Below are 26,540 nucleotides of genomic sequence, written 5' to 3' on the forward strand. Positions count from 1 at the left end.
CGCCGCGGCTTATCCGTTGCATTCGAACGTCTCTGGAATACTGGATCGCCCGGTCCCGTCTACGCCAAGGCTTCGACGAGGCCATGAGTGCATGGCGCGCCGAAGCTTTAGCGGAGGCGGCGAGCCGGGCGATGACGCTGTCGTGTATTGCGCGAGCTACCGCCTCACTTCGCCTTCAGAAAGTCGCCGACTTCGAGCAGCACGAACTCGTCGTCATCGGCCTTGTTCGGATCGCGGCTCGAGGAGAACGGCAGGTTGTTGTCGTTGCCGACGATGATGTGGGTCTCGTCGACCCGATCGACGTTCTCGATGGTGAAGAACGGGAAGGTGTAGACGCCGTCGTTGAGCGGCTTGCGGGCCTTCTTGTTCGGATCGCGGATCTTCATCAGGTCGATAGAGGCGATCTTGCGCACCGGCTTGCCGACATTGGCGTCGGACAGCTCGATCTTGTAGACCCGCTTGAACTTGGCGAGGTCAGGGAAGCAGTTCTCGCCGCGCTGGCCCTGCGGACAGGCCTTGTCGGCGGTGCCTTCGCCATTGTCGCGCTCGATCACGAGGCCCTGGGTCGGATCGATCATGTTGAAGTCGCCGATCGCGTTGCCGTTCTGCTCGAACACATATTGCCAATAGCGACCGGTGAACTTCTCCGCCGCGACGTCGAATTCGAGGATGCGCGAGGCTTCCTTGCCGTCGACCTTCTCCCAGTCCTTCTTGTCGGCATCCCACAGCGGCCCCTCGAGCAGGCCGTAGAGGAATTTGCCGTCCTTGGAGGAGGCAAAGCCTTCGTAGCCTTTGGAGCGGCGCAGGTTGACGTTGGTGTAGGTGGCGCCGGGCGCGCCGGGTGACTGCACGGCCCAGTGATCCGGCGAGCGCACCGGCTTGCCGTCGGCGACCGTCTCGAACACGGCGAGGATCTTGCCGGTCTTGTCGGCCTTGAGGATGTACGGTCCGAACTCGTCGCCGATCCAGAAAATGTCGTTGATGATCTGGAAGCCCTCGGTATCGAAGTCGGCGCCGGTGAGGTAGCGCTTGGCGGTGTCCTCATGCACGATGCGGAACGGCACCTTCTTGTCGGGATCGTGCAGGAACACGGTCTCCTGACGCTCGATCTTGCCGCTCGTCCAGTCCATCTTGTAGCGGTTCAGGTACAGCATCGAGTCCGCCGAGTTGTAGCGCGCGCCCATGCCGTTGTCGGTGATCACCCAGAACGAGCCGTCCGGCATCGCCTTGATGCCGGAATGGCCTTGCAGCGGCTGGCCCTTGAACGGCAACGACACGCCGGTCGGCCGCTCATAGGACTTGCCCATCACGGTGCCGATGGCGTCGACGCGCTTGCCGGTGGTGTATTTGCCCGATGTCTTCAGATCGGCCGGGGCGTCGGCGGGGGCGTCGATGAAGCTCTCTGCGGGCATCACGGCGTGTCCTGCCAGCGTTGCCGGGAATTCGCCCTCGCTCTGCGCGAACGCCGATGTGGCGAGCAGGATCGAGGCGACGGAACAGAGCAGTGACAGGCGCATGGTTGATCTCCCAAAGGATAGACGATGCGGTGTTCTCCGAGCCGCCTGTTACAGCCGGCTGACAGTTTTGTGAATCGGCGCTGTTGTGACGGAATAAGGCTTGCGGCGTTACGTCGCCTTGGCCGCCGGCCGCATCGTCTGCGGCAGCAGGAACGGCACGCCACTTCCGGTGTAGTCGATCGTGGCGTCGATCTCGAAGATCTGCCTCAGCGTGTCGGCCCGCATCGCGGCGGCGCGGTCGCCGTCGACGGCAAGCCGGCCGCGATGCAGCAGCAGGATGCGGTCGGCGAACCGCATCGCGAGGTTGAGATCATGCAGGATCGCGATCACGGCGGTGCCGCGCGCGGCGCGCCGCCGGGCGGTCTCGACCAGATCGATCTGATGCCGCAAATCGAGGCTCGATGTCGGCTCATCCAGCAGCAACAGCCCCGGCCCGTGCAGCGCTTCGCCGCAGGCGAGCTGCACCAGCACGCGGGCGAAATGCGCGCGCTGCTGCTCGCCGCCGGACAGCGTCGGCAATTGCCTGAGCCGGAAATGCGCCAGCCCGACCTCGTCCAGCGCGGCAGTGACCAGCGCACGCGTCACCGCGCGCGGGCTTTCGCCGGCGCCCATGCTGAGGATTTCCTCGACCGTGAACGGGAAGGTGACGTTGACGTGCTGCGACAGCATCGCGCGGTGCTGTGCCAGCTCGCGCGGCGCGTAGCTGGTGAGGTCGCGCTGCCTGAGCCGGATCGTTCCGCGCGACGGACGGAGATCGCCCGACAGTATCCGCAACAACGTCGATTTGCCGGCGCCGTTGGGACCCACGATCGCGACCATCTCGCCGGCGCCGATCTGCAGCGAGACCGTATCGACCAGCGCGGCGCCGCCGACCGTCATCGATACCGACTGCGCCTCCAGGAGTGCTGTCATATCGATACCAGGGAGCGCTGGCGCAGCAGCATGGCGAGGAAGAACGGCGCGCCGATCGCAGCGGTCAGGATGCCGATCGGCATCTCGGCCGGAGCCACGATGGTGCGCGCCACTGTGTCGGCGCCGACCAGCAGGATCGCACCGAGCAATGCGGACGCCGGCAGCAGCAGGCGATGCCCGGGTCCGATCACCAGCCGCAGCAGATGCGGCACCACGATGCCGACGAAACCGACCACACCGCAGACCGAGACCGCAACCCCGGTCATCGCCGATACCAGCACGATCGAGATCCGCTTCAGCCGTTCGACGTCGACGCCGCTGTGGAACGCCTCGGCCTCGCCGAGCACCAGCACGTCGAGCCCGCGGGCGATCGAGAGACAGGCGATCAGGGCAATGGCCAGCACCGGCGCCAGCGCCGTGAGCTTGGTCCAGGTTGCACCGCTCAGCGAACCCAGCATCCAGAAGGTGATGTCGCGCAGCTGGCGGTCGTCGGCGACGAAGACCAGGAGCCCGATGCCGGCATTGGCGATCGCGGCAATCGCAAGCCCGGCCAGCAGGAAGATCGCAATCGAGGTTCGGCCGCCGCGGCTCGCAATGCCATAAAGCACGATGGTCGTGATCAGCGACCCGGCGAAGGCCGCGATCGGCAGCAGCTGGTGTTGCAGGAAGCGCTGGCTCTCGCCGAGCTGGCTGTCGGTGAACACGATCGCCACTGCGGCGGCAAACGCGCCGCCGGAGGAGACGCCGACCAGCGCGGGATCGGCGAGCGGGTTGCGGAACAGGCCCTGCATGATTGTGCCTGATACGGCAAGGAGTCCGCCGACCATGGCGGCCGCCGCGATCCGCGGGATCCGGATCGACCACACCACAAGCTGGTCGCGCGCGAGCAGCGGGTTGGCCACGCCGTCGGCCCATAGCCCGAGCGCGGCGGGAAGCCGTGCCAATGGAATGCCGGCGGCCCCGACCGTCAGGGCGATCAACGCGCTTGCTGCGAGCGCTGCAAGCAGGCAAAGGAGGGTGAGTGTCGCCGCCGGCCGCAGCGACATGCCGGCGCGCCGTTGTTTCGCGCGCGTGGGGCGTTCGGTCAGCACGCTCATTGCCGACAGTTCGGGGTCAGCGCTGCCGGCTTGAAGGTGGCGGCCTCCGGCGCCAGCGCCGGATAGAGCTTGACCGAGAGGTCGCGTGCCGCGGCCGCGGTGCGCGGTCCGAAGCCGAGCAAATAAAGCCCCTCCATCGAGATGAAAGCCTTGTTGGCCGCAACCGGTGTCAGCGCGAAGGCCGGATGCGCGAACACGGCGTCCGACGTCAGCGAGTCCTTGCCGCGATCGATCGACAGCACGACGTCGGGTTTGGCGGCCACGATGGCCTCGTCGTTGACCGGCTTGTAGCCGTCGTAACCGTCGATCGCGTTGACGCCGCCGGCGAGCTGGATGATCTCGTCCGCGGCGGTCTTGTGGCCCGCGGCCAACGCCCGGCCGTTCAGGAGCGACATCACGAACATCACGCGCACCGGCTTTTTCACTTTGGCGCGCAGTGTGCGCAATTGTGCGAGGTCGCTCTCCACCGCTGTGGCCAGGCAAGCGGCGCGCGGATCGGCGCCCATGGCATGGCCTACCAGCCTGATCTTCTCCACCAGCCCGGCCTCCGAGAACGTTTCCGGCACCAGCACCAGCGGCACCTTGGCCGCCTCCAGCACGTCCATGGTCTCCTTCGGCCCGGAGCCCTGCACCGCGAGCACCAGCGACGGATGCAAGCCGAGCACACCCTCCGGCGACAGTTGGCGCATGTAGCCGACGTCGGGCTTCTCACGCAGCGCGGACGGTGGGTAGAGACTGGTCGCATCGATACCGGCGATGCGGTCCTCGAAGCCGAGCGCATAGAGAATCTCGGTGATCGCACCGCCGATCGAGACGATCCGCGTGGAATCATCGATCACGACGTCGCGGTCGCGTGCGTCGTGCACGGTGATGCCCTCGGCGGCCGCCGTGCCGATCGGCAGCAGACAGGAGAGCGCGAGCAGAGCGAGCGTGCGACAAATCGTCATCGGGGCCGTCACTTGGTCAGGATCAGCTTGTTCTGCGAAGTCAGTCGCAAGCGGTAATGCTCTTCGCCATGCACGATGATGATCTCGCGCTCGGCCGAGAACAGGTCGCGGCTGTCGAGGCGATTCCCGCTCATGATGAGCGTTTTGGCCGCGTCAGACGCTGATGCGGCCTGTTTTCCCGCCACGCCGATGTTGTCTTCGGAAGTTGCCGACATGCTCGTGGTGCTGCGCCTACGAAATCTTCAAATGATGCTTGCTTGTATAAGCGGGCGAAGGCGCATTCCAACGGCTGCACCTTACAATCGATGTAAACAGCGCCGCCGCATTCTTGACCGTTTTGTTGCCGGCTCGTAACCAATCATCACGCGATGCGAGCTTGTGGCTTGTATCGCAACACAGCCAGCAAGCCGCTCAGTGGAGCGCACGCCAGCCAAACCAGAAATGCGATGATCGGGCTGGGGCTGGAATGGCTGACGGGGCTAGGGTTTCGCGCGCCTTGATTTTGGGTGCGTTGGTGTTTTCATTTTCGGCAGCGCTGCCGGCAAGCGGTTTGGCGCAAACCGCCGATGCGTCGGCTGCGCGTCCCGCAACCGAGCGGCCGAAGCAGGCCAAGCGCAAGCCAAGGCCCGCGGCCAACCCGCAGGCGGCGGCGTCGCCTGCGATGAATGCGCGCGCGCAGATCGGCGCGGTGCCGGTGCAATCGCTCGACACCATCACGGCGGTCGCCTCCAAGACCGAAGAGCGCGCGATCGACGCGCTGGCGCCGGTCAGCTCCGTCACGCTGGAGCAGATACAGGGCCTGCAGCCGAACCGGGTCTCCGACATTTTCTATAACGTGCCTGGCGTCTCGTTCCAGGAACGCGGCGACGATCCGGCGACCGTGATCAATATCCGCGGCCTGCAGGATTTCGGCCGCGTCGCTGTCGTGGTCGACGGCGCGCGGCAGAACTATCAGCGCACCGGCCACAACGCCAACGGCTCCTTCTTCCTCGATCCCGAATTGATCGGCGGCGTCGACGTGGTGCGCGGCCCGACCGCGAATATCTACGGCTCCGGCGCGATCGGCGGCGTGGTCTCGTTCCGCACCAAGGATATCGACGATGTGGTGCGTCCCGGCGAACGCTGGGGCGTCGATATGTCGGGGTCCTACGGCAGCAACAAGGACCGCGGTATGGGTTCGGTGTTCGGCGGCGTGCGCGCCGATCCGAACGTCGATGTGTTCGGCGGCGCGGTCTACCGCACCCAGAGCAACTACAAGGACGGGGCGGGCACCGAGATCGGCAACACCGGCAACGATATCGCGGCCGGCCTGATGAAGGTGACGATCCGCCCGGCCGAAGGCCACGAGTTCAAGATCGGCGGTGTCTTCCAGGATTACCAGTACAATATCGGCCAGCCGAACCGCGGCCCGACCACGACGGCGGCGCCGCTGGCGGCGATCGCGGGCTCCTCGGTCTATGCCTCCGACGCCAGGAACTACACGGGCACGCTGAGCTGGCGATATTCCAAGCCCGACGACATGCTGTTCGACTGGAACATCTCGGTCTACGGCAACCGCACCGACAACGACCAGGTCAAGACCTACAACAACCGCATCACGTCAGGCGGCGGCGTCTGCACCCTCGCCAATCCCGGCAACAACATCTCCGGCTGCGTCGGCGACAAGCGCGGCTATTCGCTCGACACTGTCGGCCTCGACGTCAACAACACCTCGCGCTTCAATTTCGGCGACTGGCGTAATGCCGTGACCTACGGCTTCGACGCCTTCCGCGACGATGTCGAAACCTTCGACTCCCGCGGCAACTCCAACATCACGACGCCCGGCGGCCAGCGCACGGTGTCCGGCGGCTTCGTCCAGTTGAAGCAGAACTATTCGAGCTGGCTCGAACTGGTCAGTGCGGTCCGCTACGATCACTACGAGCTCACCTCGATCAACACCACGACCAGCGGCGACCGGCTCTCGCCGAAGATCACGGTCGGCGTCACTCCGGTGGCCGGCTTTACGCCCTATGTGAGCTATGCCGAAGGCTATCGCGCGCCGTCGATCACCGAGACCCTGATCGCGGGCGGCCACGCCACCGGCGGCGGGCCGGCGCTGTTCAACTGCCCCGACGGCACCAGCGGCCTGTTCTGCTTCCTGCCCAACGCGGCGCTGCGGCCTGAGGTCGGCAAGAACAAGGAAGCCGGCATCAATCTGAAGTATGACGGCATCTTCACTGCGAGCGACTCGTTCCGCGGCAAGATCAACGTGTTCCACAACGACGTCGACGGCTATATCGACCTTGTCGCGTCGGCGCCGACCACGACGCCGTTCGGACGCTTCAGCCAGTTCTACCAGTACCAGAACATCGCCCACGCCCGCATCGAGGGTTTCGAGCTCGAGACGATATATGACGCGGGTGACTGGTTCGTTGGCGTCGCCGGCCATCTGATGCGCGGCCGGAACACCGCGACCAATGTCGGGCTCGCCGCCATCACGCCGCGCAAGGTGACGACGACGGGCGGCGTCCGCCTGCTCGACCGCTCGCTGATCATTGCCGCGCAATGGTCCTCGTTCGGCGCCAACAACGATTTGCCGGCGGGCTATCTGCCCTCGACCGGCTACGAGTTGGTCAATCTCTATCTGACCTGGAACGCCACCAAGGACATCACCTTCACGGCGTCGGTCGACAATCTCTTGAACCAGTACTACCGGCCCTATGCGATCCCGGGCTCCTCGAGCGACGGCACGACGCAGAACGACGTGCTGTTCTCGAGCCCCGGTCCGGGCACCGTCTACAAGGCCGGGCTGAGAATTCACCTAGGTGGAGCGTAACGCGACGAGCCGATCATTCCATCCAGGTTGCTCTGGCCGCGCTGGTGCCCCAGCGCGGCCTTGGCCTATTCATGATATCAACGAGATCAACCGGCAGGATCCAACGCATCGTCCGAGGCATCCGCCGCCAACAGGAGAAGGCTTTCATGTTCATCGCAATGAACCGGTTTCAGGTGATCAAGGGCAAGGAACAGGCGTTCGAGACGGTCTGGAAGACCCGCGAATCCTATCTCGGCGATCTGCCGGGATTCATCGAGTTTCACCTCGTGAAGGGCCCCGAGGCCGAGGACCACACGCTCTATGCGACCCACACGGTGTGGGCCAGCAAGGGAGCGTTCGAGGACTGGACCAGGTCCGATGCATTCCGCCGCGCCCATTCCCGCGCCGGCAACGAGACCGGCGGCAGCCTCTACCTCGGCCATCCCAAGTTCGAAGGCTTTGAGGTGTTGATCACCGAGCGCGCCAAGAGCCCGGCGTGACGGAGGCAGTCGTGCAGAACGCGGAGCTTGCCGGATTGAAGGCCTATATGGCCGACAATCCCGGCGCTGTGATCGAGGACGTCGCGCGGGAGCGCAAGGTGACGCCGCGCGCGGTGCTCGAGGCGCTGCCAGGCAGCATGGTGCGGATCGGCGCCGGCGAGTTCGCCGCCGCGATGCAGGACATCGCGGAATGGGGCGAAGTGACGCTGATCGTGCACACCGATGACGCGATCTTCGAGTTCACCGGTGCCATTCCGAAAGGCGAAGTGGGCCGCGGCTATTTCAACCTGATGCAGCCGAAGGGCCTGCACGGCCACCTCAGGCATGAGCGCTGTGCGGCGATCGGCTTCGTCGAGCGGCCCTTCATGGGCAAGGTGTCGGCTTTCATCGCCTTCATCAATCTCGACGGCGGCATCATGTTCAAGGTGTTCGTCGGTCGCGACGAGACGCGCGCGTTGCGCGGCGATCAGCTGGCGCGCTTCCACGCGCTGGCGGACCGCATCGCACCGAAAGCGGGCTGAGACCGACGAGGGACGGGAGGCAACCATGTCGCATCGCAGGCTTGGGCGACGCATCGGGATGTTGGCAGGCGCCATGTTCGGCATGCTGCCGGTCGCGAGCCTCGCCGCAGCCGACGCCGCACTGCTGCCGCGCAACCTCTCGCCCTGGGGCATGTTCGAGAGCGCCGACATCGTCGTGAAGGTGGTGATGATAGGGCTCGCCTTCGCCTCGCTGGTGACCTGGACGGTCTGGCTCGCCAAGACCGTTGAGATCCGCCGCAAGACGACGCTTGCGCGGCAGCGGATCGGGCTGCTGGAGCGCGACACGCAGCTTGCCGAGGTCGAGCAGGCGAGCCGCGGCGGCAGCGATGCCGTGGCGCAGATCGTGCAGTCGGCGTCACGCGAGGCCGCGCTGTCCGGCGGCATCTTCGATGACGGCTTCAAGGAGCGCATCGCGCTGCGGCTGGAGCGGGTCGAGGCGGCGATGTCGCGGCAGATTGCGCGCGGCACCGGCGTGCTCGCGACGATCGGTGCCACGGCGCCATTCGTCGGCCTGTTCGGCACGGTGTGGGGCATCATGAATGCCTTCATCGGCATCTCCGAGGCTCACACCACCAATCTCGCGGTGGTCGCGCCTGGAATTGCGGAGGCGCTGCTTGCGACCGCGCTCGGCCTGGTGGCTGCGATCCCGGCGGTCGTGATCTACAATCATCTGTCGCGTTCGATCGCAGCCTATCGCGCGCTGCTCGGCGACGCGTCGGTCATGGTGATGCTGCTGGTGAGCCGCGAGGGCGATCGCAGCCTGTTCCGCCTGGCGCACGCCGCGGAGTAGGCGATGGGTGCGAAACTCGGCTCTGGCGGTGCGTTCGGTGGCCGGCGTCGCGGCGACGACGATCTGGCCGAGGCGCATGAGATCAACGTCACGCCGTTCATCGACGTGATGCTGGTGCTGCTGATCATCTTCATGGTGGCGGCGCCGCTGGCGACCGTCGACCTCGGCGTCGACCTGCCGGCCTCGACCGCCGAGCCGCAGCCGCGGCCGGACAAGCCGGTGTTCGTCACGGTGAAGCCTGATCTCTCGGTCGCCGTCGGCGAGGACGTGATCGCGCGCGATGCGCTGACTGCGACCCTCGACGGCGCGACACAAGGCAAGAAGGACGAGCGCATCTTCCTGCGCGCCGACAAGGCCGTCAGCTACGGCGACCTGATGGAAGTGATGAACCTGTTGCGCAATGCCGGCTATCTCAAGATCGCGCTGGTCGGCCTTGACGGGCGAAGCTGATTTCGATGAATGCGTATGCGCTTCATGATGCGGGCGGCGATATCAGGTTGAGTCGATGGGGCCCGTCGGCGGCCGCGATCCTGGCCGCGCATGCTGCGCTGATTGCGCTCGGCATCACCTGGATCTCGGCGCCGCCGCCGGGCGTTGCCGTGCCTGCGGTGCTGGTCGACCTGACGCCGATCACCTCGGCGCCGGCGATTTCGGAGACCGAGCTGCCGCCGGGCCCGGCGATGCAGGAGGCCGACGCCTCGCCGCCGGAGCTTGCCGTCGCGCAGGCGCTGCAGCAAGAGATCGCGCCGACGCCGCCGCAGGAGAAGCCCGAGGTGACGGCGCCGCCGGAGCAGAAGCTTCAAGCCACGCCGCCGAAACCCGAACCCACGAAGCTCGTTCCGGAGCGGAAGCCCGAACCGATCAAGCCGAAGGTGATCCGCCGGGAAGCAAAGAAGCCGTCCGAGGCGACGCCGGCACCGCGCACCAGCGCGCCGAGCCGCGCCGAGCGCCAGGCGCCGGCGGCCTCCGCGATCAGCGCCGGCACAGCCGCGTCGGCGATCGCGGCCTATAACGCGCGTGTTCGCGCGCATCTGCTGCGCTTCCATTCCTATCCGGCCGGCGGCAACGGCCAGCGTGGCGTGGTCCGCCTGGTGTTCACGCTCGGCCGCGGCGGTCAGGTGCTGTCGAGCCATCTCGGCGGCTCGTCAGGCAATCCGACCTTCGACGCGCGGGCGCTGGCGATGGTGCGCCAGGCCCAGCCGTTTCCGGCGTTTCCGCCCGAGGTCACGCAGGGCTCGATGGGCTTCAGCGTGCCGGTCGCGTTCGTGCCGCGGTAGGGCGCGATCTTATTGAGGGAGGCCTGCCCTCCATCCCCGTCATCCTGAGGTGCGAGCGGAGCGAGCCTCGAAGGATGAATCGGCCACAGTGGGGTCGTGCATCCTTCGAGGCTCGCCGAAGAGGCTCGCACCTCAGGATGACGGAGATAGAGCGAATGAGGCTGACCGATGCGCCCGCTACTCCTTCACCGCGCCGGTCAGCGACGACACGTAGTAGTCGACGAACAGCGAATAGAACAGCGCGACCGGCAGCGAGCCGAGCAGGGAGCCTGCCATCAGCGCGCCCCACTGGTAGACGTCGCCGGTGATGAGCTCGGTCAGGATCGCGACCGGCACGGTCTTGTTGGCGCCGCTCTGGATGAAGGCGAGCGCGTAGATGAACTCGTTCCAGGACAGCGTGAAGGAGAAGATGCCGGCCGAGATCAGGCCGGGCACCGCGAGCGGCAGCGTGATCCGCCACAGGATCTGCAGCCGCGTCGCGCCGTCGACCAGCGCGCATTCCTCGAGCTCGTAGGGGATCGACTTGAAATAGCCGATCAGCAGCCAGGTGCAGAACGGCACCAGGAAGGTCGGATAGACCAGGATCAGCGCCAGCGGTGAATCGAACAGACCGAACTGCACGATCACGGTGGCGAGCGGAATGAACAGGATCGACGGCGGCACCAGATAGGCGAGGTAGATGCCGAGTCCGACATAGGGGCTGCCGCGGAAGCGCAGCCGCTCGATCGCATAGGCGGCGAGCGTCGAGGCGAACAGCGACAGGAAGGTCGAGCCGATCGCGACCAGCATGGTGGTCTTCAGCCAGCGCGGATATGACGTGTCGAACAACAGATGCTTGACATGCGCCAGCGTCGGCGAGGTGATCCAGAACGGATTGTGCTCCTTGTAGTTCAGAAGCTCGGCGTTCGGTTTGAACGAGGTGATCGCCATCCAGTAGAACGGGAACAGCAGGATCAGGATGAAGCAGGCGAGCGGCAGATAGATCATCACCACACGCCGGGCGCGGGAATCCCACGCCATCGTGTCGGGCGTGGCGCTGGCGACGTTGGAGGATTGGGCCAATACTTGAACATTTTGGTCAGTCATTGGCTTCTCCCTGCTGCCATTTGCGGCGGGCGAGGCCGAAGTAGCTGAACAACGTCGCGAACACGAGGAACGGGATCATCGAGACCGCGATCGCGGCGCCCTCGCCGAGTTCGCCACCGGCGATGCCGCGCTGGAACGCCAGCGTCGCGAGCAGATGGGTCGAGTTGACCGGGCCGCCGCGGGTGATGGCGTAGACGAGCTGGAAATCGGTGAAGGTGAAGATGATCGAGAACGTCATCACGATCGCGAGAATCGGCATCATCATCGGGAAGGTGATGTAGCGGAAACGCTGCCAGGAGGTGGCGCCGTCGAGCATCGCCGCCTCATAGAGCGAGGGCGAGATGGTCTGCAGCCCGGCCAGCAGCGAGATCGCGACGAACGGGATGCCGCGCCAGATGTTGGCCGCGATCAGCGAGAACCGCGCCGGCCAGGGTGAGCCGAGGAAGTCGACATTGCTGTCGCGCAGGTGCAGCACATCGACCAGCAGATAGGAGATGATCGAGAACTGCGGATCGTAGATCCACCAGAATGCCAGTGCGGAGAGCACCGTCGGCACGATCCACGGCAGCAGCACGATGGCGCGGATCAGGCTCTTGAACGGAAAATGGTTGTTGAGCAGCAGCGCCAGCCAGAAGCCGAGCGCGAATTTTCCGAAGGTTGCGACCGCGGTGTAGAAGATCGAGTAGAACACCGCGTTCCACCACAGCGGATCCTTGAGCAGATACTGGAAGTTCTCTAGCCCGATATAGATGCCGCGCTGGCCGATCGTGGTGTCGGTGAAGGCGAGCCAGATGCCGAGGCCGAGCGGATAGGTGAGGAACACCAGCAGCAGGCCGACCGCGGGCGCAAGGCACATCACGATCAGGAACGGCTTGTAGTCGAACAGCCGCGCGAGCCAGCCGGGCTGGCGCAGCACTTGTCCCCGTGTAGATAGCGTCGTTACAGACATTGAATGCTCGTCCGCTGCCGTCATTGCGAGGAGCGAAGCGACGAAGCAATCCATTCTCCTGGTGGAACGATGGATTGCGTCGCTTCGCTCGCAATGAAGGTTGGGTCCAGATCTACGGTTCAACGACCGCCGTTACCGGCCCTGCCGCCGGAAGTACCGCTTGGCGCGCTGCTCGGCTTCCGCGGCGGCAGCCTCAGGCGTTGCCGCGTCGGTCGCCACCGAGGCGCACATCTGCACCAGCACATAGTCGGCGTTGACCGCGCCGGTCGCGGTCGAGATCGGCCCCTTGTAGCCGTTATAATAGGGGCTCTTCATCGTGTCCTTGAAGATCGCGACCTTGGGATCGCCCGACCACACCGCAGCGTCCGCGTAGGCCGCGAGCGGCTGCGACCAGTAGCCGGAGTTGGCGTTGAGCCAGGGCTCGTACTGCTCCTTCTCCAGCATGAATTGCAGGAACGCCTTGGCTGCATTGGGATACGGGCTGTGCTTGAACGCCATCGCGTTCAGGGTCAGGCCCGACATTGGCGAGGTCGATGCCAGCCCCTTGGGCAGGAACTGATGCTCGGTGTCGTCGGCGACCGCCTTGGTCGCGGGATCGTTCTTCAGCGAGAAGTACAGCGAGACGCCGTTGGCGGTCAGGCCGATTTCCTGCGACGAGTAGGCGCGGTTGTTGGAGACGTCGTTCCAGGAGGGCGTGCCGGCGATGAAGGTCGGATAGAGTTCCTTCAAATATTTCAGCGCGGCGATCGTCTCCTTGCTGTTGATGATGATGTTGCCTTCCTCATCGAGCAGCGCGGCGTTGTGCGACCACAACAGCCAGTTGGCGAAGCCGTTGCCGTCGCCGACGGCGTTGCCGAGCGCGAAGCCCGCCGGCTTGCCGGCTGCCTTCAGCTTCTTGCAGAGCTCGAGGATGCCGGCGTGGTCTTCCGGCACCTTGTCGAAGCCGGCCGCATTGACCAGCGACTTGCGGTAGACCAGCGGGCCGCCCGAGGCGCCGAACGGCAGGCCGACCCAGCTCTTCGACTTCGAGCGCATGCCGTAGCGTTTCGCGAGCGTGAGCCATCCGCCGTAGCGCTTGTCGAGGTAATCGGCGACGTCGGTCAGTTCGATCAGCTTGTCGATATAGATGTGCGGCGCGTCGCCGAAGCCGATGATGATGTCGGGGCCGGCGCCGGAGTTCGAGGTCACCGCGGTCTGCTGATTGATGTCTTCCCAGCCGACGAAGTCGACCTTGACCTCGACGCCGGTCTTGTCGGTGAATCGCTTGGCATTGGCGCGGAACACGTCTTCGTCGGCCTGGACGAAGCGCACCGGCCGCAGCATGCGCAAGCTCGCGCCCTTCTCGATCGGCAGCGACGGCGCCGCCACGTCGGCAGCCTTCACTTTCGATGCGTCCTGTGCCGAAGCCCCGGTGACTGCCAGTGCCGCCACGGACGCCCCCAGCGCCAGCGCGTCGCGACGCGTGATCTCGTACTTCATGTCGTTCGCACTCCCGTTCTTATTGTTTCATTGTTATTGTTCCTTCCCGGCGTTGGCCGCCGGTGAAGGGTCTTGTGGTCTCCGCGCGCCCCGCCGCGCGAAGGGCCCGCATCAGGCGGGCCCTCGCGCGAAAAAGCGCATTCCCGCCTCAGCTGTTCGGACCGCGATCCATGCTGACGGGTTGCCAGCGGCGCAGCGCGGTGTCTTGCAGCACCGACGGGTTGACGCAGCTTACCGGCCACATGCCTTGCAGCACTAGTGACAATTCGTAGCCCACCCGGCGCTTGCGCGCCTCGTCAAAACGTGCCGATGCCGAGGCGACATGGGCGGTCAAGGTAACATTGTCCATCCCGAGCATCGGATTGTTGTGCGACGGCGGCTCCTTTTCCAGCACGTCGAGCGCGGCGTGGGCGATCCAGCCCTCCTGCAGCGCCTTGATCAGCGATTCCTCGTCGACGGTGGCGCCGCGGCCGGTATTGATGAAGATGGCGGATTTTTTCATCTGACGAAAATGCTTCTCGGTCAGCATGTGATGCACTTCGGGCCGCGCCGGGGCGTGCATCGAGACGAAATCCGACTGCGACAGCACTTCCGACAAGGTCGAGGGAATCACGCCGTGGTCGTACATCAGCGTTTCCTGGATGAAGGGATCGTAGGCCACCATCCGGAGGCCGAACGGCGCGGCGCGCTTGGCCACCGCGCGGGCGACGCGGCCGAACGAGATGAAGCCGAGCGTCTGGCCCATCAGCCGCGGAATCTTCAGGAGCGCCGGGCGGCCCTCGGCCCAGCGGCCGCTGCGCACCATCTTGTCCTGCTCGATCAGGCGGCGGAAGCCCGCGAGCAGCAGCATCATGGCGTGGTCGGCAACCTCCTCGATGAAGGTGTCGGGGATGTTGGTGACGGGGATGCCGCGGGCGGTCGCGGCCTTGACGTCGACCGAGTCGACGCCGACGCTGCCGAGTGTGATCACCTTGCAGTTCTCCAGCGCGTCGATCACCGCCTTGGTGATCGGCATGCCCTTGGCGTAGATCGCGTCCGCAGTGCGTGCGGCGGCGATGAATTCGGCCTCGTTGGCCGGCGCCTCGACGATCTCGGCGCCGATCGGATCGAGCGCCTCGCGCTCATAATCGTAGCCGCCGCCGGCGACCGTGAAGCTCGCGCCCTTCGGCGTCACCACCCTGAATTTCGACATTGTCTGCTCCCGATGTGAGGTCTTCTGTTCTTGCTTCTTGCTGGTTTGCTTCTTGATGTTGTTGCTTGCCGGAGCGCGGCTCGCACCACCGCTGTCCCTACTTCTACGCGAGCGGCGCTGTTCTCTCCACAATTGCCGGTTGGTCCGCAGCCCGATTCTCCGGGCTTCTACGGGGAACCACCGTAACCATCAGGTAAAGGGTCTCACATTACGGTGAGCGGAATCAATCCGCCAATCGCGTCGCGTTCCCCGCCTCTTCTGGAGATCCCCGTGAAGCTGTCAAATCTGAAGATCACCCCCAAGCTCGGCATTCTGGTGGGGGTGACCCTTCTTGGTCTGTGCACGGCCGGCATCCTCGCCGGTCACTTGATGCAGCGTGAGATGACAAATGCTCGCATCGACCAGGCCAAGGCCATCGTCGAGATGGCGAAGAACATGGCTGCGGGCCTGAAGAAGGAAGTCGACGCCGGCAAGATGACCAAGGAGGCCGCGCTGGCCGAGTTCGGCAAGCGCGCCAACGCCATGACCTACGACAATGGCGCCGGCTATCTGTTCGGCACCGACTACAACGGCATCACGGTGCTGGCGCCCGATCCGAAGCAGGTCGGAACCAATCGCATGGATGTCGTGACCAATGGTCGCAAGCTCTCGCAGGAACTGATGGACGGCGTGAAGGCCAAGGGCGAGATCCTGCTGTTCTATGATTATGTGAAGCCCGGCCAGGAGACGCCGATCCACAAGCTCGGCTATGCCGTCGCGGTCCCCGGCTTCGACATGTATCTCGGCACCGGCGCCTATCTCGAGGATATCGACGCCAAGATGCGGCCGATCGCGTGGCTGCTCGGCCTTGCGATCCTCGGCATCGGCATCATCTCCGGATCGGTCGCCTGGCTGATCGGCCGCAGCATCTCGCGGCCGCTCAACCTGCTGGGCAGTCGCATGCGCGACATCGCCGACGGCAAGCTCGATGGCGACATCCCGGGCGTCGGCCGCGGCGATGAGGTCGGCGGCATGGCGGCGACCGTGCAGATCTTCAAGGACAATGCGATCCGCATCCGCGGTCTCGAGCAGGCCGAGGCCGAGACGCAGGCGCGCGCCGCATCCGAGCGGCGGAGCGCGATGCAGAACCTTGCCAGCGATTTCGAGCGCAGCGTGAACGGCATCGTCCGGACGGTGGCCTCCGCCGCTGCCGGCATGCAGACCACGGCACAGTCGATGACGGCAACCGCCAGCGACGCCAGCGCGCGGGCCGCGACCGTGGGTGCTGCCTCCGACTCTGCCTCCAACAATGTCGGCACCGTCGCCGCGGCAGCCGAGGAGCTCTCCAGCTCGGTTGCGGAAATCTCCCGCCAGGTGGCGCGCTCCAGCGAGGTCGCAAGCCAGGCGGTGGCCGATGCCGAGCGCACCAATGCGACCGTGCAGGCGCTCTCCACCGGCGCCGAGAAGATCGGCGAGGTGGTCAAGCTGATCCACTCGATCGCCGCCCAGACCAATCTGCTCGCGCTCAACGCCACCATCGAGGCGGCGCGCGCCGGCGAATCCGGCCGCGGCTTCGCGGTGGTCGCCTCCGAGGTGAAGGCGCTGGCCAACCAGACCGCGAAGGCGACCGAGGAGATCTCGGCGCAGGTCGCAGCGATGCAGGCTTCGACCGGCGAGGCGGTGACCTCGATCGGCGGCATCACCGCGACCATCGCGCAGATGAGCGAGATCACGGCCTCGATCTCGACCGCGATCGACCAGCAGGGCGACGCGACGCGTGAAATCGCGCGCAACATTCAGCAGGTTGCGGCTGGCTCGAGCGAGATCTCCGCCCATATCGGCGGCGTCACCACCGCGGCCGCCGCCACCGGCACCGCGGCGGGCGACGTGCTGTCGAACGCGCGCGAGCTCGACACACAATCGGGCATGCTGCGCAACGCGGTCGACGAGTTCCTGCAGAAGGTGCGTGCGGCGTAACGGATCGCGTAGGGTGGGTTAGCTAGCGAAGCGCAACCCACCCAGCGCATTCCACGTCTGTGCACCCCGTCATCCCCGCGCAAAGGCTTCGCCTTTGTCGCTGGAGGTGCGCGCCTTGCGGCGCAATTGCGCCGCTGGGCGAGCCTCGAAGGATGAATCGGCCCGGCTGGTGGCCGTCGATCCTTCGAGACGCGCGCAAGAGCGCGCTCCTCAGGATGACGGAATTAGCGGGCTTCGCAGCGGCGCGCTGCCAAAATATCGAAAACAACCCCATGCAAAGTGGCCGGTGGCGGCCGGCGCCCGACCAGGCACGCCCGACCAGGCAACTTGACTCGTCGGGCAAATCAGTGTCACATTTCTAATATTCCGAAGTGCCGGCCGTGGGCGACGCTACGATCCTGCCGGGAAGACCTGCGCGACGTGAAACGCCTTGGTGGTGACGAGCCACCTGCCGTCGATCCGATGAAACACGAGATGGTCGATGAAGCCGGTTTGGCCGGCCCTGACGCGCACCTTGGCGATGGCGAGATCAGACGCGGTCTGGTCGATGCTGATGATGGCCTCCTCGCGCGGCGATTTCATCGACGCCGGCGAGGGACGGCTGCGGATGAAGTCGCGGAATTCGGCGGCCGACCGCACCGTGTGCTTGCCGTCCCGGATGCCGTGCACGATGCACGCATCGGAGAAGACGTCGCGGAACCGGCTATCGTCGACGTCATACATCAGGTTGAAATATCCATCGATCGCAGCTGCGATGGCCTGGATGTCGCTCATTGCAAAATCTCCTTAAGCGATGATGTGGCGGTGGTCGCACCGGATCGAGCCGGTGATCTGCGCGGACAGTGGCCGATATAGTGGCGGAGTGCTACGACTGGGCGGTCATCTCTTGGATGACTGAGAGGCATCGGCATGGACGAAGTTGACGGTCGGCTGGTTGGCGGCCTCGTGGTCCTCGCGGCGCTGGCGGATGCGCGCAGCTTTGGCCGGGCCGCCGAACGGCTCGGCATGACGCAATCCGGGGTCAGCAAGGCGATCGCCAAGCTCGAGGCGCGCCTCGATGCCCGGCTGGTTCACCGCACCAGCCGCGCCGTCGAGCTCACCGAGGAAGGTCGTGCGCTGGTCGAGCGGGTTGCCGCGCATCTGGCCGGGATCGGCGAGGCCGCGGCGGAGACCTCGAAATCGCGCGATGCGGTCCGCGGCCGGCTGCGGGTCAATGTCGACCCGCTGTTCTCCCGCATGGTGCTGTCACCGAAGCTGAGCGAGTTCCTGCTGCAGAATCCAGGCATGGAGCTGCGTATCGAGACCCGCGACCGGATCGCCGATCTGGTCAGCGACGGTTTTGATCTGGCGGTGCGCTTCGGCGAGCCGTCGCCGTCGGCGCTGATTGCGCGCCGCGTGCTCGATGCGCGCGTGCTCACCGTGGCTTCGCCGATCTATCTCGAACGACACGGCCGGCCGCTTGATCCGCGGGAACTGGCGAGCCGCGATCATCAATGTATCCACGCTATCGACGCGGCGACCGGGCGGCCGTTCGATTGGGAGTTTTGGCGCGGCGGCGAGGTCGTGCCGGTCGCGGTCAACGGGCGGCTCACCGTGACCGATTCAGGAACCAAGCTTGGTGCTTGCCTGGCCGGCTTCGGCATCGCGCAGGTGATCGATCTCGGCCTCGACGATCACTTGCGGAGCGGCGCGCTGGTCGAGCTGTTTCCGGACTGGCCCGACGAACGCTTTCCGCTCTACGTCTATTACGCCTCGCGTAACCACGTGCCGGCCAAGGTGCGGCGGTTCATCGACTTCATCACGGAAACGCTGGCGGCAAAGCCACATTCGCCACGCAAATCCGCCGGCTTGCGCAAGGCAAGCTAGCCGTATCCTCGGCGTCAGCTAAGGCCTGATGAGATTGGGTTGAATCGGCTTGCCGCGGCTCCGGTCCACCTCTCCCCGTCGGGGAGAGGTCGGATTGCTCTCGGCGATGCGAAGCATCGTCCGGTGCAATCCGGGTGAGGGCTCTTGCTCTCTGGATAGACCGTAACCCCCTCACCCGATTTGCTGCGCAAATCGACCTCTCCCAAGGGAGAGGTGAACATTCGATGCCGCTCCAGCCTAACCTAATCTCATCATGCGTCAGCTAGCGCTTCGCCGATCCCTGCCGTGAGGCGATGATGACGCCGGCGAGCACCAGCGCGTAGCCGATCAGATGGTAGGGCGCGAGCGTCTCGCCGAGCAGCAGGATCGCCATCGCCGAGCCGAACACCGGCACTAGATGGAAGAACGGCGCCGCGCGATTCGGGCCGATCAATGCGACGCCGCGGTTGAAGAACAGATAGGCGAGCGTGGACGGGAAGATCAGCGTGTAGCCCAGCGTCGCAAAGGTCAGAACGTCGAGCTTCAGCGTCACGCCGTTGGCGAATTCCCAGATGGCCACCGGCAACAGCATCAGCGCACCGCAGCAGGTGGTGAACGAGATCAGCGAGAGCTGATGGATTTTCGGCCGTCGCGGGATCAGCGCCGAATACAGCCCGAACGACACCAACGAGGCGCCGAACATGATGTCACCGCGGTTGAAGCTGATGCTGGCGAGCGCCGAGAAGTCGCCGCGCAGGATGATGGTCAGCACGCCGGCCAGCGAGATCGCGATGCCGGCTAGCTGCGCCGGCGTCAGCCGCACGCCGAACAGGATCAGCGACCACAGCGCCACGAACAGCGGCCCCGCCGACTGGATCAAGAGCGCGTTCAACGCCTCGGTATATTGCATCGCCCAGTAGGAGATCGCGTTGTTGAACGCGAAACCGACCGCGGACAACAGCAGCATCAGCGGCAGCGCCCTGCGCAGCTTCGGCCAGTCCTCCTTCAGATGCGGCCAGGCGAACGGCAATAGGATCAGGAACACGCCGAACCAGCGGATCGTGGTCAGCGTGACCGGCGGCACATGGCTGCCGACATGCCGTGCCAGCACGATATTGGCGGCCCAGAACAGCGACGTCAGGCTGAGCAGCAGATAGGGCTGGTTGTTGAGCCAGTGCAGCGGCTGATAGCGCGGGGTTGTGGCAGGTGCGGGCAGGGCGGTCATTATCTGGCGGATGTTGTGCCCGAATCTGCTGCCACCACAAGACGAAAGAGCGGATTGGAGCCATGCGTGGCCGAGCTTGTCATTACTCAAGGCACCACGAGAACTCGCTTCCGTCATCCTGAGGAGCGCGCAGCGCGTCTCGAAGGATGCACGGCCACAGTTGGGCCGTCGACCCTTCGAGACGCGCGTGCCGCGCTCCTCAGGGTGACGGGGTGATTGCTCAGCTTGCTCAGTGTCATCACCCGCGCATGCGGGTGATCCAGTATCCCAGAGACCGCGGTGCTTGAGCCGAGAGGTCGCGGCGTACTGGATCGCCCGGTCAAGCCGGGCGATGACAGCGGTGGACGAGGACATAGCCTCACATCCTCTCAGGGTGACGGGGATAGTTTCTTGTGCGCGGCCTGCGCGTGTCTCGGATACCCGCCTACTTCTGCGGCCCCGACAGCGAGATGTCGCGCTCGGCGCGAAACCCGTTGCTGTAGAGATTGGCTATCCATTGCCGTCCGGTGGAGGTGATGTTGAGGTGGCGGATCGCCTTCTGCACATGCGGCGCGACGCTGTCCCAGTAGAAGCGCGGGTAGAGGTCGACGAGATCGGCCGGGGAATCGTAGCCGAGCTGGCGGTTCAGTCCGGCCTCCTCGAATTCGAGGTACAGCGCGTTGGCCTTGCGGATGTAATGGGGATCGCCGAGCTGGCCGATCAGGTCGGCGGCCCGCAGCAGGATGGCCTCCTCGCCGAACTCCTCATTGCCATCCGGCGCGCTTTGCGGAAAGCGGGTGCCCTCGATGGCGCGCGCGATGCGCTCCTTGTCGAGGAGCGCGACGCCCTTGAGGCGCTCCCTCACGAAGATCTTCGAACGGTCGACGTGATAGGACATCAGCGCCGCATCCGACGAGCCGCGCGGCAGGATCACCTTGCGGCCGTCGGCAGCGACCAGATAGCCGTCCTGGTCGTCGGCATCGAACAGGCCGCGCACATAGCCGATGTCATGGGTGAGGCAGGCGACGATGACATGCGCATAGTCCTCGGCGCTCATGTGCGAGTGCAGCGCGCGGCCGCGCAGGATGGCGTGGCCGGCCAGGGTCACCAGCATGGTGTGCTCGACATTGTGGTAGAGTGCGTCGCTGTTGCCGATGCATTCGATCGCGATCCGCGCGATCGAGGGCACCATCTCGACCAGCTGGGTCTGCGAAGAGCCGAACCGGCGCTGCATGTATTCGCCGAGGAATTTGCCGAGCGCGTCGGCCGCAAGTTCGGGAAGGGTCATCACGGCATTGACCTCCGAGATCGGGGAACGAGCTTACGGCCTGGCAGCATTTCAGGGTAGTCCCGCGGTGTGACATAATCGTTGCGGCCGGACCGACCCGGCCCGGACTGATACGACTTTGGGCGGGAGCTGGTGGATGGGTGTCGATCTCTTGAACGTCAAAGGCTTGAGCGAACTGGACCAAAAGGCTCCGGTCGTGATGGTCAATCTGATGCGATTTCGCCAGCGGTCGCTCGATGGCGACGGCTCGGGCTGGGATGCGTATCTGCGCTACAGCGCGCTCACCGTCCCCATGATCAAGGCACGCGGCGGCACGCTGCTCTGGACCGGCAGCGCCGAGACGGTCGCGCTGGGCGAGCCGGCCGGCCAACGCTGGGATTACCTCGCATTGGTCTATTACCCGAGCGTCGCGGCGTTCCTCGACATGATGACCTCGGCCGACTACGAGACCCGCTGCGATCCGCATCGCCGCAACGGCTGCGAGGAGCACGTCATCATCGCGACGCGCGAGGCCTACAGCAAGTTCAAGGTGGGGTGAAGCGTGGGTGCGCTTTGCCTACACCGTCACGCTGAGGAGCGCGAAGCGCGTCTCGAAGGGTCGGCGGCCCGGCTGGGGCCGATTCATCCTTCGAGACGCCGCTTCGCGGCTCCTCAGGATGACGGGTTGTTTAGCGGCGCAAGGGCTGCGCGACAGGCGGCCTGCACCACCCGGCAGACCTCATCCCGCGACCGCCCCGCGCTCAGCGAGGCGAAGGTCGGATAGCTCGTCAGCGCGAAGATCAGGTCGACGGCATCCTTGCGGGCATGCTGCGACGCGCCCTTGCCGGCGATGCGGTCGATCAATGCGGTGACGGCGCGGCGGCGGCGCTCGTTGCGCTCGCGCACGGCTTCGGCGAATTCGGGATCGGTCGCCATCGCGTCGTGCAGGCGTCCGACCGCGGAATCCCGGCTCCAGAAGCCGCAGAAGATCTCGACCATGCGGTCGAGCGCGGCGCGCGGATCGGCCATCGCCATGGCGTCGGCGAGCTGATGCAGCCCGCCATGGCGCGCGATCTCGTCGAACACGGCTTCGAGCAGGCCGCGCCGCGAGCCGAACTGGTTATAGACCGTCAGCCGGGTGACGCCGGCGGCCTTCGCCACCGTATCCAGCGAGAAGCGCGAAATGCTCTCGCCTTCGCGCAGCGTGCGCGAGGCCGCCTCGATCACGCGCTCGCGGGTCTCGGCGGCGGCGGCGCTGCGCGCCGGGCTCACATAACTGCGCGGCGGCATCGGCTGGCCTTGCTTTCGTCAGATTGACTATACATTATGTATATCTAATTTTCAATGCCCATTGGAGCGACATCATGCAGACCGCCCTCATCATAGCCCTGTCCCTTCATGTCCTGTCATCGGTGTTTTGGGCTGGCTCCAGCTTCACTTTGGCGCGCACCGGCGGCCTCGGTGGCGAGAAGCTATTGGTTCCGCAAATCGGCGCGGCGACGGTTGCGATCGTGACCGGCGCCACGCTGTGGCGCCTGGTCCATGAAGGTTCGTTCGCGCTGTCGGAGCAAATCCTGGCGGGCGGCGCGATCGCCGCGCTGGCCGCCATTGCCGTGCAGATCATCGTCGGCGGCGGCGCCATCAGGCAGTTGCGCAATGGCGCGGCCGAGGTGTCAGCCGCGCGTTCGCGGCTCGCGATCGCCCACCGCATCGCAGCCGGGCTGCTCGCGATCACGGCGATCTGCATGGGCGCTGCGCGCTACGCGTGAGCTCAGAACTTCCGCACCAGGTCCGCCGTGATCTCTTTCAGGCTGCGGATGCCGAGCAGCGCAAGATCGCGGTCGATCTCGGCGTGCAGCAGCGAGATCGCGCGCGCTACGCCGGCCTCGCCTGCGACCACCGCGCCGTAGAGGAACGGGCGGCCGATCCAGACGAAGTCTGCACCGAGCGCGAGCGCCTTGATCACGTCGGTGCCGCGGCGGATGCCGCCGTCCATCATGACGGTCATGCTACCCTTCTGAGCCGCGATCTCCGGCAGCGTGCGCAGCGCGGAGACGGTGTAGTCGAGCTGGCGGCCGCCATGGTTGGAGACCATCACGCCGTCGCAGCCGTGCTCGCGCGCCAGCCGAGCATCCTCCGGCGAGATCAGCCCCTTGACCACGAGTTTGCCGCGCCAGCGCTTGCGGATCAGCTCGACGTGTTTCCAGGCGAGTTGGTCGCGGCTGCCGATGTTGCGCATCAAATTCTTGGACAGCACAGGAGGGCCCCGCTTGGCGTCCATGTTCTCGAAATGCGGCATGCCGTGATTGAACACGGTGCGCGCCCAGGTGTTCAGCAGCCAGTCCGGATGGGTGATGGTGTCCCAGAACACAAGCGGCGTGATCTCCAGCGGCACCTGAAAGCCGTTGCGGATGTTGTTCTCGCGGTTGGGTGGCACCGGCACGTCGGCGGTGACGACGAAAGTGTCGTAGCCGGCCGCCGCGACGCGATCGACCAGCGGCTCGATCCGCTCGGGAAGGCCGGCAAGGTAGGCCTGGTACCAGGCCTGCTGGTTGGCGGCACGGACGTCCTCCAAGGTGATCAGCGAGGAGGCCGAGAGGATCATCGGGACGTTGGCCGCGGCCGCTGCGCGCGCCAGCACGATATCGCCGCGATAGGCGCAGAGCGCCGACGAGCCCATCGGCGGGATTCCGAACGGCGAGGCGTAGCTCTTGCCGAACAGCGTCGTGGTCTGGTCGCGGCCGGAGACGTCTTTGAGCACGCGCGGCACGAAGCCGTATTCGTCGAAGGCCCGGCGATTGTCTGACCGCGCCGCGTCGGTCTCGGCGCCGCCGGAGATGTAACCGTAGAGGAATTTCGGCAACAGCCGCCGCGCCTGCGGCTCGAAATCGTCGAGCGTCAGATAGCGCCGCAAATGCCGGGGCACGGCGCTCGCCGCGCGGTTGACGGTTGCGGGAAGCGGGGAAGGGGCTGCGGTCCGGTCGTGCACGTTGGGCGTTTCCGTTGTTCTTGGTTCTTGGCTGGAACGCGAGGCTAGCGCCTGGCGGCGGGCTGGACAAACTTCTCGTTGAACTTGTTGACCGACTGGCTGACGTCGGTGAGCGTCTTGCGGGTCTCGGCGATCATGGCGCCGGATTTCTTGTCAAAACTCTGGATCAGCTCGCGCAGCGAGATCACGGTCGGCAGCAGCTCGCCGCCATATTTGTCGCTGCCGAAGCTCTTCAGGAACTTGTCGGCGGACGTCAGCTTGGCGTCGACAGTGCTGATGCCGTCGTCGGCGGCATCGATGAAGCCCGCGATCAGCTCGCCGTTGCCGGACAGCGAGTTGGTGAAGTTCTCGAGCCCGAGCAGCGAGTCCTTGATGTCGGCCTCGTTCTCGGTGATGACGCGGTCGACATTGCGCAGCGCGACCCGCAGCTTCTCCTGAATGCCCATCGTGCCTTCGGCGTCGGCGGTCAGCTCGGGAATGCCGTCGGCGCCGAGCGCAGGCGGCGGAGCATCGTCGGTGCCGCCGGTGAAGGAGATCGAGGCGATTCCGGTGAGGCCCTGGAATTCGAGGCCGACCTGGGTGTCCTTCTTGATCGGGGCGTTGCCCTCGATCCGCGTCATCGCCACCACGCGGTGACGGTCGAGTCGGATCGAGACCACCTCGCCGATCCGCACGCCGGCGAAGTTGACGCTGCCGCCGCGGCGCAGGCCGGAGGCCGAGCCCTCGAACACGACGCGGAACGGCACCATCCGCTTGATGCCGGCATAGCGCTGATAGCCCAGCCAGCCGCCGAGCGAGCCGGCGATCAGGGCCAGCGTCAGGGTGCCGATCACGAGATTGCTGGCGCGCGCCATGCGTTTGGGACCTGTCCGCGAAGCAGACCTCAAGAGATAGCGGATTTGCCGCCGATAGTCACCGCGCCTCCGGCGGGCAAGATCAGGCCGACTGCCTCCGCGACGCCGCGAAGACGCCGGCCAGCACCAGCGCGAAGCCGACGAAGTGGAAGGCCTGCGGATGCTCGCCGATGAACACGATCGACATGATGGTGCCGAACACCGGAACCATGTGGAAGAACGGCGCGGCGCGGTTGGCGCCAATGAGCTGCACACCGCGGTTGAAGCACAGATAGGCCACCGTCGAGGGGAATACCGCGACGTAGAACAGCGACAGCAGGTTGCCGGTCGTGAGCTGCATCACCGGACGCGCGCCGAGTTCCCAGATCAGGAACGGGACCAGGAACAGCGCGCCGCAGCCGAAGGTGAAGGCCGCGACCGACAGCCCGTGGATCTTGGGCCGCTTCAGGGTCAGCACCGAGTACAGCGCGAAGATCACCAGCGCGGCGATGAAGATCAGGTCGCCCTTGTTGAACTCGATCTTCGATAGCGTCGTGAGATCGCCGTGCAGCAGGATCACCAGCACGCCGGCGAGCGACAGCAACACGCCGCAGAGCTGCGCCAGCGTCAGCCGCGCGCCGAGCAGGATCAGCGACCACAGCGCGACCATCAGCGGCACGGAGGATTGCAGCAGCAGCGTGTTGAGCGCCTGGGTGTGCTCGAGCGCCCAGTATTGCAGCGTGTTGAAGGCGCTGATGCCGGTCAACGACAGCAGCATCATGATGCCGAGATTCTTGCGGATCGCAGGCCAGTCGCTGGCGAGGTGTTTCCAGGCAAACGGCAGGATGATCAGGAACGCCACGAACCAGCGCAGGAACGACAGCGTCACCGGCGGAATGTGGCCGGCGGCGAGCCGGCCGACGATCGCATTGCCGGCCCAGCACATCGCGGTGATGCAGAGCAACAGGTACGGCTGGTTGGCGATCCAGGCGCCGGACGCAGGCGTTGTGGTGGAATCGGAGGCAGACATTCAAAAGGCCCGGGTTCACGACGCCGCGGCCCGCCCACCCGGCCGTCGCAGGGCCGGTACGGATCTCCCCGGTGCCCTGTCACAGACACGGATTCCGCCGTTCTATCAATGGGGATCGACGCATCGCGACCATGCGCGAAGGCCCCTTACGGAAGGCGCGATGGCGCTTTGCCGGGCCTCCGCCACAAGCCTCTAGAGCATGATGAGATCAGGTTGAATAGGAGCGGCATCGGAGGTTTACCTCTCCCTTGGGAGAGGTCGGCGCGCAGCGCCGGGTGAGGGGTTACGGTCCCTCGTTGGAGCTGCGGCCCCTCACCCGATTTGCTACGCAAAT

The 26,540-nt window shown here is 65.5% G+C and carries 26 protein-coding genes; 10 read left to right on the forward strand and 16 right to left on the reverse strand.

What is annotated here, in order from left to right:
• Nucleotides 1-164: 164 nt before the first annotated feature.
• From ACE10Z_RS07635 to hemP, 5 genes are all read right to left on the reverse strand, one after another.
• Nucleotides 165-1,517, reverse strand: coding sequence for an esterase-like activity of phytase family protein (locus ACE10Z_RS07635; protein ID WP_375787377.1), 1,353 nt, complete (start codon nt 1,515-1,517; stop codon nt 165-167).
• 108 nt (nt 1,518-1,625) lie between these two features.
• The gene (locus tag ACE10Z_RS07640; RefSeq protein WP_375787378.1) at nt 1,626-2,429 is read right to left on the reverse strand and encodes a heme ABC transporter ATP-binding protein; all 804 of its coding nucleotides are present in this window, start codon (nt 2,427-2,429) and stop codon (nt 1,626-1,628) included.
• Nucleotides 2,426-3,526, reverse strand: coding sequence for a FecCD family ABC transporter permease (locus ACE10Z_RS07645; protein ID WP_375787379.1), 1,101 nt, complete (start codon nt 3,524-3,526; stop codon nt 2,426-2,428). The genes ACE10Z_RS07640 and ACE10Z_RS07645 overlap by 4 nt, the downstream gene beginning before the upstream one ends.
• Nucleotides 3,523-4,473, reverse strand: coding sequence for a hemin ABC transporter substrate-binding protein (locus ACE10Z_RS07650; RefSeq protein WP_375787380.1), 951 nt, complete (start codon nt 4,471-4,473; stop codon nt 3,523-3,525). The genes ACE10Z_RS07645 and ACE10Z_RS07650 overlap by 4 nt, the downstream gene beginning before the upstream one ends.
• An 8-nt stretch (nt 4,474-4,481) precedes the next feature.
• A complete protein-coding gene (gene hemP / locus ACE10Z_RS07655) occupies nt 4,482-4,688 on the reverse strand; it encodes a hemin uptake protein HemP (RefSeq protein ID WP_375787381.1) in 207 nt (68 codons plus the stop codon).
• A 251-nt stretch (nt 4,689-4,939) separates the two neighbouring features.
• Here hemP and ACE10Z_RS07660 point away from each other — a divergent pair, with 251 nt between their 5' ends.
• The 6 genes from ACE10Z_RS07660 (at nt 4,940) to ACE10Z_RS07685 (ending at nt 10,376) form a co-directional block, all read left to right on the forward strand.
• The gene (locus tag ACE10Z_RS07660; protein ID WP_375787382.1) at nt 4,940-7,288 is read left to right on the forward strand and encodes a TonB-dependent hemoglobin/transferrin/lactoferrin family receptor; all 2,349 of its coding nucleotides are present in this window, start codon (nt 4,940-4,942) and stop codon (nt 7,286-7,288) included.
• 146 nt (nt 7,289-7,434) lie between these two features.
• Entirely contained in the window at nt 7,435-7,767 is a 333-nt protein-coding gene (locus ACE10Z_RS07665; RefSeq protein ID WP_375787383.1) for an antibiotic biosynthesis monooxygenase family protein, read from the forward strand.
• A 47-nt stretch (nt 7,768-7,814) separates the two neighbouring features.
• Nucleotides 7,815-8,288, forward strand: coding sequence for a heme utilization cystosolic carrier protein HutX (hutX, locus tag ACE10Z_RS07670; protein WP_375789771.1), 474 nt, complete (start codon nt 7,815-7,817; stop codon nt 8,286-8,288).
• A gap of 25 nt (nt 8,289-8,313) precedes the next feature.
• On the forward strand, nt 8,314-9,099 hold the full coding sequence (gene exbB / locus ACE10Z_RS07675; protein ID WP_375787384.1) for a tonB-system energizer ExbB: 786 nt from the start codon (nt 8,314-8,316) through the stop codon (nt 9,097-9,099).
• Between the two features lie 3 nt (nt 9,100-9,102).
• On the forward strand, nt 9,103-9,549 hold the full coding sequence (gene exbD, locus ACE10Z_RS07680; protein WP_375787385.1) for a TonB system transport protein ExbD: 447 nt from the start codon (nt 9,103-9,105) through the stop codon (nt 9,547-9,549).
• 5 nt (nt 9,550-9,554) lie between these two features.
• On the forward strand, nt 9,555-10,376 hold the full coding sequence (locus ACE10Z_RS07685; RefSeq protein ID WP_375787386.1) for a TonB family protein: 822 nt from the start codon (nt 9,555-9,557) through the stop codon (nt 10,374-10,376).
• A gap of 177 nt (nt 10,377-10,553) precedes the next feature.
• Here the strand turns inward: ACE10Z_RS07685 and ACE10Z_RS07690 are convergent, their stop codons facing one another.
• From ACE10Z_RS07690 to ACE10Z_RS07705, 4 genes are all read right to left on the reverse strand, one after another.
• Nucleotides 10,554-11,396, reverse strand: coding sequence for a carbohydrate ABC transporter permease (locus tag ACE10Z_RS07690; protein ID WP_375789772.1), 843 nt, complete (start codon nt 11,394-11,396; stop codon nt 10,554-10,556).
• Between the two features lie 58 nt (nt 11,397-11,454).
• Entirely contained in the window at nt 11,455-12,411 is a 957-nt protein-coding gene (locus tag ACE10Z_RS07695; protein WP_375787387.1) for a carbohydrate ABC transporter permease, read from the reverse strand.
• Between the two features lie 132 nt (nt 12,412-12,543).
• Nucleotides 12,544-13,890, reverse strand: coding sequence for an ABC transporter substrate-binding protein (locus tag ACE10Z_RS07700; RefSeq protein ID WP_375787388.1), 1,347 nt, complete (start codon nt 13,888-13,890; stop codon nt 12,544-12,546).
• Nucleotides 13,891-14,038: 148 nt separating this feature from the next.
• On the reverse strand, nt 14,039-15,082 hold the full coding sequence (locus tag ACE10Z_RS07705; RefSeq protein WP_212316156.1) for a C-terminal binding protein: 1,044 nt from the start codon (nt 15,080-15,082) through the stop codon (nt 14,039-14,041).
• A gap of 270 nt (nt 15,083-15,352) precedes the next feature.
• Between ACE10Z_RS07705 and ACE10Z_RS07710 the strand changes: the two genes are divergently transcribed.
• The gene (locus ACE10Z_RS07710) at nt 15,353-17,038 is read left to right on the forward strand and encodes a methyl-accepting chemotaxis protein (protein ID WP_375787389.1); all 1,686 of its coding nucleotides are present in this window, start codon (nt 15,353-15,355) and stop codon (nt 17,036-17,038) included.
• A gap of 390 nt (nt 17,039-17,428) precedes the next feature.
• Here the strand turns inward: ACE10Z_RS07710 and ACE10Z_RS07715 are convergent, their stop codons facing one another.
• Complete coding sequence (locus ACE10Z_RS07715; RefSeq protein WP_375787390.1) at nt 17,429-17,812, reverse strand: nuclear transport factor 2 family protein; 384 nt, start codon at nt 17,810-17,812, stop codon at nt 17,429-17,431.
• Nucleotides 17,813-17,947: 135 nt separating this feature from the next.
• Between ACE10Z_RS07715 and ACE10Z_RS07720 the strand changes: the two genes are divergently transcribed.
• The gene (locus ACE10Z_RS07720; protein ID WP_375787391.1) at nt 17,948-18,904 is read left to right on the forward strand and encodes a LysR family transcriptional regulator; all 957 of its coding nucleotides are present in this window, start codon (nt 17,948-17,950) and stop codon (nt 18,902-18,904) included.
• Nucleotides 18,905-19,166: 262 nt separating this feature from the next.
• Here the strand turns inward: ACE10Z_RS07720 and ACE10Z_RS07725 are convergent, their stop codons facing one another.
• Both ACE10Z_RS07725 and ACE10Z_RS07730 read right to left on the reverse strand, forming a co-directional pair.
• Nucleotides 19,167-20,108, reverse strand: coding sequence for a DMT family transporter (locus tag ACE10Z_RS07725; protein ID WP_375787392.1), 942 nt, complete (start codon nt 20,106-20,108; stop codon nt 19,167-19,169).
• Nucleotides 20,109-20,532: 424 nt separating this feature from the next.
• Nucleotides 20,533-21,378, reverse strand: coding sequence for an HD domain-containing protein (locus tag ACE10Z_RS07730; protein ID WP_375787393.1), 846 nt, complete (start codon nt 21,376-21,378; stop codon nt 20,533-20,535).
• Between the two features lie 133 nt (nt 21,379-21,511).
• On the opposite strand from ACE10Z_RS07730, the gene ACE10Z_RS07735 reads away from it, so the two are divergent.
• The gene (locus ACE10Z_RS07735) at nt 21,512-21,913 is read left to right on the forward strand and encodes a DUF1330 domain-containing protein (protein ID WP_097673176.1); all 402 of its coding nucleotides are present in this window, start codon (nt 21,512-21,514) and stop codon (nt 21,911-21,913) included.
• A gap of 113 nt (nt 21,914-22,026) precedes the next feature.
• Here the strand turns inward: ACE10Z_RS07735 and ACE10Z_RS07740 are convergent, their stop codons facing one another.
• Complete coding sequence (locus ACE10Z_RS07740) at nt 22,027-22,644, reverse strand: TetR/AcrR family transcriptional regulator (protein ID WP_375787394.1); 618 nt, start codon at nt 22,642-22,644, stop codon at nt 22,027-22,029.
• 74 nt (nt 22,645-22,718) lie between these two features.
• Here ACE10Z_RS07740 and ACE10Z_RS07745 point away from each other — a divergent pair, with 74 nt between their 5' ends.
• Entirely contained in the window at nt 22,719-23,123 is a 405-nt protein-coding gene (locus ACE10Z_RS07745) for a hypothetical protein (protein WP_375787395.1), read from the forward strand.
• A 2-nt stretch (nt 23,124-23,125) separates the two neighbouring features.
• On the opposite strand, the gene ACE10Z_RS07750 is transcribed toward ACE10Z_RS07745, so the two are convergent.
• From ACE10Z_RS07750 to ACE10Z_RS07760, 3 genes are all read right to left on the reverse strand, one after another.
• Entirely contained in the window at nt 23,126-24,280 is a 1,155-nt protein-coding gene (locus tag ACE10Z_RS07750; RefSeq protein ID WP_375787396.1) for an alpha-hydroxy acid oxidase, read from the reverse strand.
• Between the two features lie 107 nt (nt 24,281-24,387).
• The gene (locus ACE10Z_RS07755; RefSeq protein ID WP_375787397.1) at nt 24,388-25,197 is read right to left on the reverse strand and encodes an MlaD family protein; all 810 of its coding nucleotides are present in this window, start codon (nt 25,195-25,197) and stop codon (nt 24,388-24,390) included.
• An 82-nt stretch (nt 25,198-25,279) separates the two neighbouring features.
• Entirely contained in the window at nt 25,280-26,206 is a 927-nt protein-coding gene (locus ACE10Z_RS07760; RefSeq protein ID WP_375787398.1) for a DMT family transporter, read from the reverse strand.
• Between the last annotated feature and the right edge of the window lie 334 nt (nt 26,207-26,540).

It is taken from the genome of Bradyrhizobium sp. Pha-3 (genome assembly GCF_042258615.1).
Taxonomy (GTDB): Bacteria; Pseudomonadota; Alphaproteobacteria; order Rhizobiales; family Xanthobacteraceae; genus Bradyrhizobium.